The following is a 14088-nucleotide window of genomic DNA, read 5'->3' on the forward strand; positions in this document are numbered from 1 at the left end:
CTAGAGCACGCCGACCGGGTAGGAGCCCAGCACCTTCACTTCGGCGGCCCGCAGCTTGACCTCTTCGAGCATGGCCGCGACCTGGGGCTCCTCGCGGTGGCCCTTGAAGTCGATGAAGAAGACGTAGTTCCACACGCCGCTGCGCGACGGGCGCGTCTCGAGACGCGTCATGTCGATATGGTGGCGATGGAAGGGCTCGAGCAGGTCGTGCAGCGCGCCGGGCTGGTTGCGCATCGCCACCACCAACGAGGTCTTGTCCTCGCCGGAGATCGGCACGTCCTGGTTGCCGATGATCAGGAAACGCGTGGAGTTGTCCGGGCGATCCTCGATCTTCTCGGCCAGCTTGGAGAGGCCGTAGAGCTTGGCCGCCATGTCGCCGGCGATGGCCGCGCTGTGCCACTCGGTCTTGACCAGGCGCGCCGCCTCGGCGTTGGAGGAGACCGGCACCCGCTCGGCGTGGGGGAAGTGGGCATCGAGCCACTTGCGGCACTGGGCGAAGGACTGGGGATGGGAGTAGACCCGCGACACCTTGTCCCGGCGCGTGGTCTCGCCCACCAGCAGGTGATGGTGGATGCGCAGCACCACCTCGCCGCAGATGCGCAGGCTGGAGTCCATGAAGGAGTCGAGGGTGTGGTTGATCACGCCCTCGGTGGAGTTCTCCACCGGCACCACGCCATAGTTGACGGCGCCGGCCTCCACCTCGCGGAACACCTCGTCGATGGCGGCCATCGGCAGGCTGATGGCGCTCTCGCCGAAGTGCTTGAGCGAGGCCTGCTGGGTGAAGGTACCCTCCGGCCCCAGGTAGGCGACCTTGACCGGCCGCTCGAGGGCGAGGCACGCCGACATGATCTCGCGAAACAGCCGCGCCATCTCCTCGCTGTCCAGGGGGCCACGGTTGAGCTCCATGACGCGACGCAACACCTGGGCCTCACGCTCGGGGCGGTAGAAGACGCCGCCGGGCTCGTGTTCGGCCTTGATCTCGGCGACCTCCTGGGCACAGGCGGCGCGCTCGCTGATCAGGCGCAGGATGTCGTTGTCCAGGGCATCGATGCGCTGCCTGAGCGCCTCGAGACTGACGGATGGCTCGGTCATGGAGTTATCCCTTGCGTTTCTCGAAATCGGCCATGAAGGCAATCAGCGCGTCGACGGCGGCCTCGGGCACGGCGTTGTAGAGACTCGCCCGCATGCCGCCGACGCTGCGATGCCCCTTGAGGTTGAGCAGCCCCGCCGCCTCGGCCTCGGCCAGGAAGGCCGCATCGAGGCTCGCGTCGGCCAGCACGAAGGGCAAGTTCATCCGCGAACGATTGCCGAGCGTGATGGGGTTGGCGTAGAGCGCGCTTTGATCGATCGCCGCATAGAGCTTGGCGGCCTTGCGTGCATTGAGGGCATCCATGGCGGCCAGCCCGCCGATATCGTGCTTCAGCCACTCGAACACCAGCCCGGCCAGGTACCAGCTGTAGGTCGCCGGAGTGTTGACCATGGAGCCGGCCTCGGCCAGCGCCCGGTAGCCAAGGAGCGACGGCATGTCGTCGCGGGCGCGATCCAGCAGGTCGTCACGCACGATCACCACCACCAGGCCGGCGGGCCCGATGTTCTTCTGGGCTCCGGCGTAGATCACCCCGAACCGGGAGACATCGAGCGGCCCCGAGAGGATGCTCGAGGACATGTCGCAGACCAGCGGCACCTCGGTGCCATCGGGGCGGCGCGCCTCGGGAATGTAGTCGAACTCGAGCCCGCCGATGGTCTCGTTGGCGGTGTAGTGCAGGTAGGCCGCGTCATCGGAGAGCACGATCTCCTCCTGGCGCGGCACCGCGCTATGACCGTTGCCCTCGCTGCTGGCGGCGACATGCACGTCGCCGACCAGGTGGCGGGCCTCGGCGATCGCCTTCTTGCCCCAGATCCCGGTATGCAGGAAGTTGGGGCGACCGCCACGGCCCAGCAGGTTGTAGGGCACCGCGGAGAACTGCAGGCTCGCGCCACCCTGGGTGAACAGCACCCGGTAGTTATCCGGGATGGCCAGCAGCTCGCGCAGGTCCGCCTCGGCCCGCTCGGCGATGGCCACGTACTCCGGCGAGCGGTGGCTCATCTCCATCACCGAGAGGCCGCGCCCCTGGTAATCCAGCATCTCGTCCCGGGCACGCTCCAGCACGGCGGACGGCAGGGCCGCCGGGCCGGCGCAGAAGTTGTAGTGACGTGTCATCAGCGTTGTGTGTCCTTATTCCTCGCCGGTCTCGCCGCCGGCATCCGCCTCACCGGCCGCGGACTCGTCGTCGCCCGTCGACACGGCGTCTTCCTCGACCTCCGCCTCAGGCGCTTCCTCGGGCTCGTCGACCCGCACGGTCTTGACCAGCTTCTCGTCGTTGCCCAGGCGGATCAGCATCACGCCCTGGGTGTTGCGCGAGGTGGTGGAGACCTCCTCGACGCGGGTGCGCACCAGGGTGCCGCGGTCGGTGATCAGCATCATCTCGTCCGCGGAGTACACCTGCATGGCCGCCACCAGGGCGCCGTTGCGCTCGCTGGTCTGCATGGCGATCACGCCCTGGCCGCCGCGGCCGCGCAGCGGGAACTCCTCGAGGCGGGTGCGCTTGCCATAGCCGTTCTCGCTGGCGGTGAGGATGTAGATCTGGCCGCCGTTACCAGCCTCGACGGTCGCGCCCTCCTCGCCTTCGACCTCGACATCGGCCTCGGCATCGATCTGCTGGCTCTGCGGGATGATCAGGCTGATCACCTCGGCGTCCTCGAGCAGGCGCATGCCGCGCACGCCGCGGGCGGTACGGCCCATGGCGCGCACGTTGCCTTCCTCGAAGCGGATCGCCTTGCCGTTGGACGACAGCAGCATCACGTGATCGGAACCCGAGGTGATGGCCGCGCCGACCAGGCGATCGTCCTCGTCGAGGTCGATGGCGATCAGGCCCACGCTGCGTGGCCGCGAGAACTGCTCGAGGCTGGTGCGCTTGACCGTGCCCTTGGCGGTGGCGAAGAAGATGTAGCTCTGGGGGTCGTAGTCGCGCACCGGCAGGATGGCGTTGATCGCCTCGCCCTCGTCCAGTGGCAGCAGGTTGACCAGCGGCTTGCCGCGGGAGCCGCGGCTGGCCACCGGCATCTCGTAGACCTTCAGCCAGTAGACCTTGCCGCGATTGGAGAACAGCAGCACGGTGTCGTGGGTCGAGGCCACCAGCAGGTGCTCGATGACGTCCTCGTCCTTCATGGCCGTGGCCGACTTGCCACGACCGCCACGGCGCTGGGCCTGGTAGTCGGAGAGCGGCTGGGTCTTGGCATAGCCCGTGCGGGACACGGTGACCACCATGTCCTCCTCGGCGATCAGGTCCTCGAGGCGCAGGTCCAGGTGGCTGGCCTGGATCTCGGTCTTGCGCGGATCGCCGAACTGGTCGCGCACCGCGATCAGCTCCTCGCGGATCACCTCGAGCAGGCGATCGGCGGAGGCCAGGATGGCGGTGAGTTCGGCGATCTTCTCGAGGATCGCGAGGTACTCGTCGAGGAGCTTCTCGGTCTCGAGCCCGGTCAGACGGTGCAGGCGCAGCTCGAGGATCGCCTGGGCCTGAGCCGGCGACAGGCGATAGTCGGTGCCGGTCTGGCTGAGGCCGAAACCCTCCTCCAGGTCCTCGGGCTTGCACGAGGTGGCCCCGGCCCGCTCGAGCATGCCGGTGACCTGCCCCGGCTGCCAGGAGGCGTCCAGCAGCTTCTCCTTGGCCTCGGAGGCGTTCGGCGAGGACTTGATCAGCTCGATCACCTCGTCGATGTTGGAGATGGCGACCGCCAGGCCCTCGAGGATATGGCCGCGCTCGCGCGCCTTCTTCAGCTCGAACAGGGTGCGCCGGGTGACCACTTCGCGGCGGTGGCGAATGAAGGCCTCGAGGATCTCCTTGAGGTTCATGATCTTCGGCTGGCCGTCCTCGATGGCGACCATGTTGATGCCGAAGACGGTCTGCAGCTGGGTCTGGGCGAACAGGTTGTTGACCACCACCTCGCCGGACTCGCCACGCTTGACCTCGATCACCACCCGCAGGCCGTCCTTGTCGGACTCGTCGCGCAGCTCGGCGATGCCCTCGATCTTCTTGTCCTTGACGAGTTCGGCGATCTTCTCGATCAGCCGCGCCTTGTTCACCTGGTAGGGCAGCTCGCTGACGATGATGTGGTCGCGACCGGTCTTGTCGTCATGCTCGATGGTGTGACAGGCGCGCACGTAGATGCGGCCGCGGCCCGTGCGGTAGGCCTCGAGGATGCCGGCGCGGCCGTTGATGATGCCGCCGGTGGGGAAGTCCGGGCCGGGGACATGCTCGATCAGGTCGTCGACGCTCAGGGTGTAGTCGTCGATCAGCGCCAGGCAGGCGTTGATGATCTCGCCCATGTTGTGGGGCGGGATGTTGGTCGCCATGCCCACCGCGATGCCCGACGAGCCGTTGATCAGCAGGTTGGGCACCTTGGTCGGCAGCACGTCGGGGATCCGCTCGGTGCCGTCGTAGTTGTCGACCCAGTCGACGGTATCCTTATCGAGGTCGGCCAGCAGCTCGTGGGAGAGCTTGGCCATGCGGACCTCGGTATAACGCATGGCGGCGGCGCTGTCGCCGTCGATGGAGCCGAAGTTGCCCTGGCCATCGACCAGCACGTGGCGCATCGAGAAGTCCTGGGCCATGCGCACGATGGTGTCGTAGACGGCACTGTCCCCGTGGGGATGGTACTTACCGATGACATCGCCCACCACGCGGGCGGACTTCTTGTATGGCTTGTTCCAGTCGTTGCCGAGCTCGTGCATGGCGAACAGCACGCGCCGATGCACCGGCTTCAAGCCATCGCGCACGTCAGGCAGCGCACGGCCGATGATCACGCTCATCGCGTAATCGAGGTACGACTGCTTGAGCTCGTCCTCGATATTGACTGGCAGAATCTCTCTGGCGATGTCACCCATGGGTCGTCGAATCCTTTGCACTGCAACAGGTTGGCGCGTCACGTGGCCGTGACATGGCGCGCAATAACAGCCTTACATCATACCATCCCGGATGCTGATAAGGGAGCTAGGCGAGCACCAGCTGCGCCATGGCCTCACGGATCTCGCCATCGATAGTCACCGCCCTGCCGGTCGCCACATCGAGCAGCACGAAGGTGATGTCGGCACTGGCCACCGCCTTGCCGTCGGCCACGCGACGGATCTCCTGATGGATGCGGGCACGGCGCGTGCCGATCTCGGAGAGTCGGGTCAGCACCTCCAGGTCGTCACCGGCCACCGCCGCGCGCCGGTAGTCGATGTTGAGGTTGACCGCGACGAAGGCCAGATCCCCGCGGGCCAGGAAGCTCGCCAGGCGGGGGCGCTCATCGAAGTAGGCCCAGCGCCCTTCCTCCAGGAATTCCAGATAGCGCGCGTTGTTGACGTGGCCATAGCCATCCAGGTGATAGCCCCTGACGCGCAGGGTGGTACGGGAGAGGCGAGAATCCATGCAGACGGCTCCTGGGCTTGAAAATTTATCGGCGAGCAAGGCGTCGATTCTAGCCAGCCGGGCCATCGACGTTCAAACCACCGTTTGAACACGCCGTGGCGGCGATGGCCTCGAGTGCTGGCACCCACGCCGCCCTTTGGCCATAATGTGCCCCCTTTTCTCCCGGGAAATGCGCCATGTGGTTCAAGCACTTGCATCTCTACCGCCTGCACGACGCCCCCGAGCTGGATGCCACCAGCCTGGAAACCGCCCTCGGTGAGCAGGCCTTTCGTCCGCTGGGCGGCAGCGAGGCCCGCCGCCTGGGCTGGTCCGCGCCGGCCGGACGCGCCGGCACGCAGCTGCTCCACGAGCTGCAGGGTCAGCGACTGCTGACCGCGCTGCGCCAGGAGCGCATCCTGCCCGCCTCGGTGGTCCGCGAGGAGGTCGAGGAGCGCAGCGAGGCGATCGAGGCCAGCGAGGGCCGCAAGCTGCGTCGCCAGGAGAAGCTCACCATCAAGGAGCAGGTCTACGAGGAGCTGCTGCCCCGCGCCTTCGTGCGCAGCCAGAAGGTCGACCTGTGGTGGGACAGCCGCCGCCAGTTGATCGCCATCAACTCAAGCTCGCGCACCCGCGCCGAAGAGCTGCTCGACCTGCTGCGCGAGACCCTGGGCAGCCTCAAGGTGACCCCGCTGGCCAGCCAGACGCTGCCCATGCGCGCCATGACCACCTGGCTCGGCGACCCCGGCTCGCGACCGGCCGACCTGGTGCTCGGCGACCAGGTGGAGCTAAAGGCCAAGGGCGACGACGGCGTGCTGCGTGCCCGCCAGGTCGACCTGGATAGCGACGAGATCCAGCAGCTGCTGGAGAGCGGCCGCCAGGCCAGCAAGCTGGCCCTGTCGATCGAGGGCCGGCTAAGCTTCGTGCTGCATGACGACCTGGCGATCAAGTCGCTGCGCTTCGACGATGCCCTCATCGACGAGGCCTCCCAGGCCGACGACGGCGATGATGCGCTGGTGCGGCTGGAGACCGACTTCATCCTGATGACACAGGCGCTGGCCGAGAATATCGAGCGCCTGATCGAGTGGCTGGGTGGCGAGGCCGGCAGTGCCGGCGACGCCCCGAGCGCCTGATCGCCCACGACCACAGCCTGGAACACATGACCGAGACACAAGACACCCCCGCAGCCGATCCCTGGGCCGAGATTCGCCCCTATCAGGACGCCGAGGTGGCCGAGGTGCTCGAGCGCCTCGTCCACGATGGCGAACTGCTGGACGCCCTGACCCGCTATCGGCTGCCGCGCCTCGCTCGCTTCCTGCCGCGGCTGTCGCGGACGCTGGCGAGCTTCGCCATCCGCCGTGAGACCCGCGACGTGAGCAGCGTGCACGACTTCCAGATGCGCATCGCCAGCTACATGCAGCGCATGCTCAGGAACTCCACCGACGACTTCCGGGTGGAGGGGCTGGAGCGGCTGGACCCGAACACCGGCTATCTCTTCATCGGCAACCATCGTGACATCTCGATGGATCCCGCCTTCGTGAACTACGCGCTCTATCTCGCCGGGCGAGACACCGTGCGCATCGCCATCGGCGACAACCTGCTCAAGAAGCCCTACGTCAACGACCTGATGCGGCTCAACAAGAGCTTCATCGTGCCGCGCAGCGCCCGGGGCAAGCGCGCCATGCTGGCCGCCTACCAGCAGCTCTCCGCCTATATCCGCCATTCCATCCTCGAAGACAACCACTCGATCTGGATGGCCCAGCGCGAGGGGCGTGCCAAGGACGGCATCGACCGGACCGACCCGGCAATCATCAAGATGCTGACCATGGCCCGGCGCGGCGAGGATCGCCAGGCCGGCATCGGCGAGGCCGTCGCCGAGCTGCGCCTGGTGCCCGTGTCGATCAGCTACGAGTACGATCCCTGCGATCTGCAGAAGGCCCGCGAGCTGCAGGCCCTCGAGGACAGCGGCAACTACGAGAAGAGCGAGTTCGAGGACATCAGCTCGATCGTCGCCGGCATTACCGGCCACAAGGGCCGCGTGCAGCTCACCTTCGGCACCCCGCTCTCGGCCGATCTCGCGGGCCCCGAGGAGGTAGCCGCCGAGGTCGATCGCCAGGTGCTCGCCGGCTACCACCTCTTCCCCAGCCACTACCTGGCCCTCGAGGCGCTGGGCGAGGCCCCGGAGCTGCTCGCGATGAGTGAGGTCAGCGACGCCGACCGCGCGCGCTTCCAGGCGAGACTGCAGACGGTGCCCGAGCAACTGCGTCACTGGTGGCTGACGCAGTACGCCAATCCGGTGCTCAACAAGGCCGGACGCTGCCCGTGAGCCCCGCGGCATGAGGAACGAGTCATCGCACGCGAGTAACGCGCCGATGCACGGGCACGGCGGCGCGCCGGACCGCGCCGCCCAGACCCGCGAGGCCCATCGTGTCACGCTGATCGGCGCCGTCATCGACTTCGCCGTGGGCGTCGCCAAGATGGTCGCTGGTTTCATGGTGGGCTCGGCGGCACTGGTGGCCGATGGCATCCACTCCTTCTCCGACATCCTGACCGACCTCTTCGTGGTCGCCGCCATGCATTTCGGCCGCCAGGAGCCCGACAGCAACCACCCCTACGGTCACGGCCGCATCGAGACCCTGGCGACGCTGTGGCTCGGCAGCGTGCTGATCTTCGTCGCCGGCGGCATTGCCTGGGCGAGCATCGGCCGGCTGCTCGAGGGCGAGCCGATCCCCGCCCCGGGGTTCTGGGCCATCGGCATCGCCGTGATCGCCCTGCTCGCCAAGGAGTGGATCTTTCGCTACACCATGCGGGTCGCCCGGCGCGTCAATTCGCGGCTGCTCGAGGCCAATGCCTGGCACTCACGCTCCGATGCGCTCTCCACCGTGGTGGTGCTGGTCGGCCTGGTGGCGGCTCAGGTCGGCGTGGGCTGGATGGATGCCCTCGCCGCCATCGTGGTGGGCATCATGGTCGGCCAGGTCGGCGGACGACTGCTCTGGGAGTCCGGCCGCGAGCTGATCGACACCGCGCTGCCCGCCGAGGAGCGTGACGCCATGCAGCGCGCGGCCGAAGAGGTATCGGGCGTGCGCAGCGTACACGACCTGCGCGCCCGCAAGCTCGGCAGCGACATCCTGCTCGACCTGCATATCGTGGTGCCCCCGCGGGTCACGGTGTCCGAGGCTCACGAGATCGGCAACGAGGCCAGTCGCCGACTGCGCGAGGCCTTCCCCAACCTGCACGACGTGACCTTCCATATCGATCCCGAGGACGATGCGGGGGAAACCGAACACAGCCTGCGCCCGGGCCCGCCGCTGCGCGCCGACGTCGAGGGCGTGCTCGACCAGGCCTGGCACGACCTGCCGATCTGGCACGCCCGCGTCGATCTGGATCTCCATTACCTGGACAATCAGGTCGACGTCTCGCTCTACGTCGACGCCCTGCCGCCGGGGCAGGATCTCGACGCGGCGGCGACGGCGCTGCGCCAGGCCGCCAGCCGGCTCGACTGGGTCGGCCGCCTGCGGGTCTGGCTCGGTCCCGGCAAGGGGTAGGCCCGGCGCCTCCCCCACTCGCATTAGGCGCCTGCTCCCCCTAGACTTGAGCAAGTGCTCATTCAGGCCAACCCCATGTCTCCCCCGTCATACCGGACACTCGACTCGCCCGGGCGTCGCCGTTTTGTGGCGGGGCTGGGTGGCCTGTGGCTGCTCGCGGGCCTAGGGCTTGGGCCGTCGCCGGCTTCGGCCAGGCTCGCGCCACAACGGCTGCGCCGCACCATGCAGGCCGAGTACGGCGCGCCGGGTGTCGCGTCCCTCGAGGCGTGGTTCGCGCTGCTCGACCGGTTGCGTCCGGCCAACCTGGAAGAGCAACTGCGCGGGGTCAACGACTTCTTCAACCGGCGCGTTCGCTGGCTCGATGACATCGACATCTGGCGCCAGGAAGACTACTGGGCCACGCCGCTGGAGACCCTGGGTCGCGGCCAGGGCGACTGCGAGGACTTCACCATCGCCAAGTACGTCACCCTCAAGGAGCTGGATGTACCGGAGGACGAGCTGCGCCTGATCTACGTGCGCGCGCGCATCGGCCGCAGCAGCGCCACCCAGGCGCACATGGTGCTGGGCTACTACGAGACGCCCGCGGCAGACCCGTTGGTGCTGGACAATCTGGTGCCCTCGATCACCCGCGGCTCGCAGCGCACCGATCTCGATCCGCTGTTCAGCTTCAACGGTCGCGGCCTGTGGGCGGCCGGCTCGTCGCAGTCCCGCGCCGACCCGGTCGCCCGACTGTCGCGCTGGCGACGCGTGATCGATCGCATGCAGCAGCAGGGATTCATTCAAGGGGAGTAGGACATGTCACTCATCAAGCAGCTCTGGCTGATCGTCGTGGTACTGCTGCTGCTCGCCTTCGGGGGCAGCCTGTTCATCGGGGTCAACGCCAGCCGGGCCTACATCGAGCAGGAAGTGCTGATCAAGAATGCCGACAATGCCAGCGCCCTGGCGTTGACGATGAGCCAGATGCCCAAGGACGAGGTCACCCTGGAGCTGCTGGTCTCGGCCCAGTTCGACACCGGACACTACCGGCGGGTGGAGCTGCGCTCCCCGGAAGGCGAGATCATCGAGCAGCGCATCGGAGCGGAAGCCATCAGCGACGTGCCGGCCTGGTTCGTGGACCTGGTGCATATCGAGGTCCCGCCCGGCCGCGCCGTGGTCCAGGACGGCTGGCGACAGCTCGGCACCCTAGTGCTGGAAAGCCAGCACAGCTTCGCCTACCGCTCGCTGTGGCAGAGCACCCTGAACCTGGTGGGCTGGTTCGGGCTCGCCGCGGTGATCAGCCTGCTGCTCGCCTGGTGGATCGTGCGCCAGATTCGCCGGCCTCTGGGTGCCGTGGTCCAGCAGGCCCGGCAGATCGGCGCGCGTCGCTTCACCACCCTTCCCGCCCCGCGCACCCGCGAGCTGCGAGAGGTGGTCGAGGCCATGAACCATCTCTCCGGTGCGGTACGCACCATGCTCAGCGAGGAGAGCAAGAAGCTCGACCAGCTACGCCAGCAGCTGCAGCACGACCCGGTGACCGGTGTGCTGCAGCGCGAGGCGTTTCTCTCCCAGCTGCAGTTCCACCTGGATAGCCAGGATGCGCGGGCCAGCGGCGCTCTGGCACTCGTGCGACTGGCCCACCTGGCCGAGATCAACGAACGACTGGGGCGCGCCGAGACCGATGCCCTCCTCCATGAGGTGGCCCATGGCCTGGAGCAGTTCGCCATGGCGCACGGCGGCGGCATCGTGGGCCGGCTCAATGGCAGCGACTTCGTCATGCTGCTCCCCGGAAAGGTCGACCTGGAACGGCTACGCCACGATCTCGGCAGACGCCTCACCGCGATGCGCGAACACGCCCGGAGCCCGGTGGACCTGCCCGGCGCGCTGATCGACTATGCCCAGGGCGATCAGCGCGGCATGCTGCTGGCCAGCCTCGATGGCACGCTATCGGCGGCCGAAGCGCGCAGCGACGCGGGGCTGATGATCGCCGAGGGCCCGCAGCGGCGCAGCCTCTTCACCAGCCACGACGAATGGCGACGCGCCCTCCAGGTCGCCATGGCCAAGGGCGTCTACCTGGCCCACTATCCGGTACTGGGTGCGACGGGCGAGCTCCTGCACTTCGAGTGCCCCTCGCGCCTGCGCCTCGCCAGCGAATGGCAGCCCGCCGGCGTCTTCATGCCGTGGATCTCGCGCCTGGGACTCGACAGCCAGCTCGACCTGGCGGTGATCGATGAAGCCATTCGCGACATCACCCAGCGCGGCAAGCCGCTGGGCATCAACCTGTCGGCGGCATCGATCCGGGACGTTCACTTCGTCATGGAACTGCAGGCCCGACTCAAGGCGCGGCCCGACGTCGCCGAACTCCTGTGGCTGGAGCTTCCCGAAGCCATGGCCATCCACGACCTGACGAGCTTTCGCAGCCTGTGCCACGCCCTGCAGCCGCTGGGCTGTCGGATCGGCCTGGAGCACGTGGGCGCCTCCTTCACCCGGATCGCCGACCTGCAGGACCTGGGCCTCGCCTACCTCAAGCTCGACCGGACCCTGGTCAGGGGCATCGACCGGGTCGCCGAGCAGCAGACCATCCTGCGCGGCATGGCCACGCTCTGCCATTCGCTGGGCATCCTGGCCATCGGCGAGGGCGTCGAGCACCGGGAAGAGGCCCGCGTGCTCTTCGAACTGGGCCTGGATGGCGCCACCGGACCGGGCATTCGCCAGCACGAGAAGCCGGCGGATTGACCATAAAAAAAGAGCCGGCGTCCTCATGGACGCCGGCCCTTCTTGTGGTCGAGCGATACGCAACAGGATCAGATCACGCCACTCTCGTCATCACTGCCGGAGACCAACTGCAGGCCATTGAGGCGGCGTCGCAGGGTCTGGCGCTCCATCACCTTCTCCTGGGCCGGCTCCGGCAGGTCGGTGAAGCTGATCACCCCCTTGTCCATCAGCAGCTCGATCACGTCCTCCAGCACCCGCACGAAGGCGAGATCCGAGGCCTGGAAACGCGCCGCACTCTTGCCGACATCACCCTCCATCAGGAAGGCCAGCAGCTCCGGCGAATCCGCCGCCAGGAATTCCGGGCACTCCGGCGTCTCCTCCCGGCTGACCAGCTCGATGCGCTCGTCACTGTCTCGCTTGATGTACATGAACAGCTCCTGGAACGTCCAGTTCTTAAGCCTACACGGCAGCGCTGAAGGGGATAAACCATCGCCCAGCCAAGGCCGGGCGATGGGATTTGGAAGCAACACTAAGATCAATCGATGTCTAGCTGACCATTTTCGATCATATTTTGAATGATGGCAGCAGGATCGTCAAAGCCAGTTACAAGATCCACATCTTGCAGGACAATGGTCTGATCAACCTCGTTTCCATCACTGGGGGTTCCCTTGAAATCACCAGAAGAACTGACCTCGATCACTGTGTTGTCACCATCCAGTGAAACCTTGAGATAGCTGGTAAGATCGACATCTTCAGATTCCTCACCCTGCAGGAGCTCGCGCAGATCCAGGAAGTCACTGCCATTGTCACCAAAGCCTATGATGGTTGTCAGCTCACTTACACCAGCATCCGCCAGTGTGAAGGCGAATACGTCGTCACCCTCCGTGGAAAGGAGTGGTGTTTCCCCATCGGACTCTTCTGTTGCTTGCACATCAGGCTCAGTCTGTTGAAAAGATTGCTGATCAGATGGAGCATTGAGCTCCTGTGGGGCCTCTGGGCTCACCTGAACATGAATAGTTCCAGAAATCGCATCACCATCACCATCGACGGCATTTACCGAGAAAGGAAGTTCCTGCCCAGGAGCTGCCACTAGGTCAATGGTTTGCAATGACGTAATTTTCAACGATGCTGGACTACTGACGACAGTCAGCTCAATTGCTGTAAATGGCGCAGTCGGACTTATCACAAGCTCTGGCGCAGCGTTTGAGGAAACCGTATCAGACTCTAATAGAGTAGTTCCATTGTAGAATTGATAGTCGAAAGTAGCTCCCTGAGGAGCCTTAAGACCAAAAACAAGTTGGTCTACATCTTGGGCATTGTCAAAAGTAAACGTGATGGCTTCGTTAACTGTCAGACTGTTGGAATCGCCAGCCAAGCCCGTAGTACTGGGATTAATATCCGCATTTGTGCCAGTAGGTGTCGCAACTACGTCACCAAAGTCATAGCCTGAGCCTGGGGAACCCGCAACAACTCTATCAAAAGCTACATCAGTTTCAACAGTTCCAGCCTCCGCGTCCAGAAGCACGAATTTGTACTGGCCATCCTCACTGAGAGAGAGCGTAAAGATATCGTTCACGCCATCATTGGCTGTAAGTACCACAGTGCCGTCAGCAAGTGTCGTGGAAGTATAAGTTATACCAGTAAGCACAGGTCCGGTTAGAGTGATGCCACCCCAGCCATCGGCACCTGGTAGGAAACCAGTGTTCTGATAACTGTCAGTCGCATCATCAACATTCAATACCACGAGACCGGCAAAGGTACTCATTGATGGCTCATCGTCATCGAAGCTGACAATAAGACTATTTGACGCTGTGCTGTTGTCGGAGTCCGTCACCGTGTAAGTGAGCACGGCATTGGGATCCGTCTCATTCTCGTTGTTAGGGCCCTCAGCATGGAGCACGTTGCGGGCTAGCGCTACCGTGTAGGCGCCGGTGGTCGCATTGTCGACGGTGACCGTGAACAGCGTCTCGCCAACGCGGCCAGTGTCGGGGCTGTCGGTGATCGTCGCGGTCAGGACACCACTGGCCCAGCCGTAGAGGACGTCTTCCTGGCCAATGGTGCCCGCTTCTCCATCCATGACGGCAAAGTCCACCATCACCGGCACATCACCGCCTGTGGTGATCGGCAGCAGGTCGCTAAAGGTCGCCGACGCCGTCGTGGGATCGTCGAAGGTGCCGCCGACAATGCCGCTATCAAGACCCTCATCGTCCAGCGCCGCCGAACCCTGGCTCGCCGTAGGAGCATCATCATCATTGTCCACGATCGTCGCCGTACCGGTGTCGCTGACCGTGCTTGTGCCGTCGCTCAGCTCGGCGGTCAGCTGGTAGGTCTCGTTCGGCTCGTCGACGTTGTCGTCGAGGGTCTGAGTACGGACCTGCACTTGCTGATCGCCGCCCTGCGGCAGGCTGATCGGCGCACTGTAG

At 65.6% G+C, this 14088-nt stretch carries 11 protein-coding genes; 5 read left to right on the forward strand and 6 right to left on the reverse strand.

What is annotated here, in order from left to right; translation table 11 throughout:
• From pheA to ACGTNG_RS15050, 4 genes are all read right to left on the reverse strand, one after another.
• A complete protein-coding gene (gene pheA / locus ACGTNG_RS15035) occupies positions 1-1092 on the reverse strand; it encodes a prephenate dehydratase (RefSeq protein WP_394797337.1) in 1092 nt (363 codons plus the stop codon).
• Between the two features lie 4 nt (positions 1093-1096).
• On the reverse strand, positions 1097-2200 hold the full coding sequence (gene serC, locus ACGTNG_RS15040) for a 3-phosphoserine/phosphohydroxythreonine transaminase (RefSeq protein WP_394797338.1): 1104 nt from the start codon (positions 2198-2200) through the stop codon (positions 1097-1099).
• Between the two features lie 15 nt (positions 2201-2215).
• The gene (gene gyrA / locus ACGTNG_RS15045; RefSeq protein WP_394797339.1) at positions 2216-4927 is read right to left on the reverse strand and encodes a DNA gyrase subunit A; all 2712 of its coding nucleotides are present in this window, start codon (positions 4925-4927) and stop codon (positions 2216-2218) included.
• A 106-nt stretch (positions 4928-5033) separates the two neighbouring features.
• Entirely contained in the window at positions 5034-5453 is a 420-nt protein-coding gene (locus ACGTNG_RS15050) for an acyl-CoA thioesterase (protein ID WP_394797340.1), read from the reverse strand.
• Positions 5454-5629: 176 nt separating this feature from the next.
• On the opposite strand from ACGTNG_RS15050, the gene ACGTNG_RS15055 reads away from it, so the two are divergent.
• From ACGTNG_RS15055 to ACGTNG_RS15075, 5 genes are all read left to right on the forward strand, one after another.
• Positions 5630-6562 carry a recombination-associated protein RdgC gene (locus ACGTNG_RS15055; protein ID WP_394797341.1) on the forward strand — a complete coding sequence of 311 codons (933 nt, stop codon included), beginning with the start codon at positions 5630-5632 and terminating at the stop codon, positions 6560-6562.
• A 26-nt stretch (positions 6563-6588) separates the two neighbouring features.
• Positions 6589-7755 (forward strand): 1-acyl-sn-glycerol-3-phosphate acyltransferase, encoded by a 1167-nt coding sequence (locus ACGTNG_RS15060; RefSeq protein WP_394797342.1) that lies wholly within the window; start codon positions 6589-6591, stop codon positions 7753-7755.
• A gap of 46 nt (positions 7756-7801) precedes the next feature.
• Entirely contained in the window at positions 7802-8974 is a 1173-nt protein-coding gene (locus tag ACGTNG_RS15065) for a cation diffusion facilitator family transporter (RefSeq protein WP_394797343.1), read from the forward strand.
• A 75-nt stretch (positions 8975-9049) separates the two neighbouring features.
• The gene (locus ACGTNG_RS15070) at positions 9050-9766 is read left to right on the forward strand and encodes a transglutaminase-like cysteine peptidase (protein ID WP_394797344.1); all 717 of its coding nucleotides are present in this window, start codon (positions 9050-9052) and stop codon (positions 9764-9766) included.
• Positions 9767-9769: 3 nt separating this feature from the next.
• Entirely contained in the window at positions 9770-11686 is a 1917-nt protein-coding gene (locus ACGTNG_RS15075; protein ID WP_394797345.1) for an EAL domain-containing protein, read from the forward strand.
• Between the two features lie 68 nt (positions 11687-11754).
• Here ACGTNG_RS15075 and ACGTNG_RS15080 read toward each other — a convergent pair whose 3' ends face one another.
• Positions 11755-12093, reverse strand: a complete 339-nt coding sequence (locus ACGTNG_RS15080) for a tryptophan synthase subunit beta like protein (RefSeq protein WP_394797346.1) — start codon at positions 12091-12093, stop codon at positions 11755-11757.
• A 107-nt stretch (positions 12094-12200) separates the two neighbouring features.
• Positions 12201-14088 (reverse strand): type I secretion C-terminal target domain-containing protein (locus ACGTNG_RS15085; RefSeq protein ID WP_394797347.1); only part of this gene is annotated, 1888 nt, incomplete at its 5' end.

Source organism: Halomonas sp. B23F22_3, from assembly GCF_043496965.1.
GTDB lineage: Bacteria > Pseudomonadota > Gammaproteobacteria > Pseudomonadales > Halomonadaceae > Halomonas.

Bases quoted from the DNA above. Each gene is read 5' to 3' on its own strand.
- pheA (WP_394797337.1), bottom strand. From the start codon at position 1,092: ATGACCGAGCCATCCGTCAGTCTCGAGGCGCTCAGGCAGCGCATCGAT.
- serC (WP_394797338.1), bottom strand. From the start codon at position 2,200: ATGACACGTCACTACAACTTCTGCGCCGGCCCGGCGGCCCTGCCGTCC.
- gyrA (WP_394797339.1), bottom strand. From the start codon at position 4,927: ATGGGTGACATCGCCAGAGAGATTCTGCCAGTCAATATCGAGGACGAG.
- ACGTNG_RS15050 (WP_394797340.1), bottom strand. From the start codon at position 5,453: ATGGATTCTCGCCTCTCCCGTACCACCCTGCGCGTCAGGGGCTATCAC.
- ACGTNG_RS15055 (WP_394797341.1), top strand. From the start codon at position 5,630: ATGTGGTTCAAGCACTTGCATCTCTACCGCCTGCACGACGCCCCCGAG.
- ACGTNG_RS15060 (WP_394797342.1), top strand. From the start codon at position 6,589: ATGACCGAGACACAAGACACCCCCGCAGCCGATCCCTGGGCCGAGATT.
- ACGTNG_RS15065 (WP_394797343.1), top strand. From the start codon at position 7,802: ATGCACGGGCACGGCGGCGCGCCGGACCGCGCCGCCCAGACCCGCGAG.
- ACGTNG_RS15070 (WP_394797344.1), top strand. From the start codon at position 9,050: ATGTCTCCCCCGTCATACCGGACACTCGACTCGCCCGGGCGTCGCCGT.
- ACGTNG_RS15075 (WP_394797345.1), top strand. From the start codon at position 9,770: ATGTCACTCATCAAGCAGCTCTGGCTGATCGTCGTGGTACTGCTGCTG.
- ACGTNG_RS15080 (WP_394797346.1), bottom strand. From the start codon at position 12,093: ATGTACATCAAGCGAGACAGTGACGAGCGCATCGAGCTGGTCAGCCGG.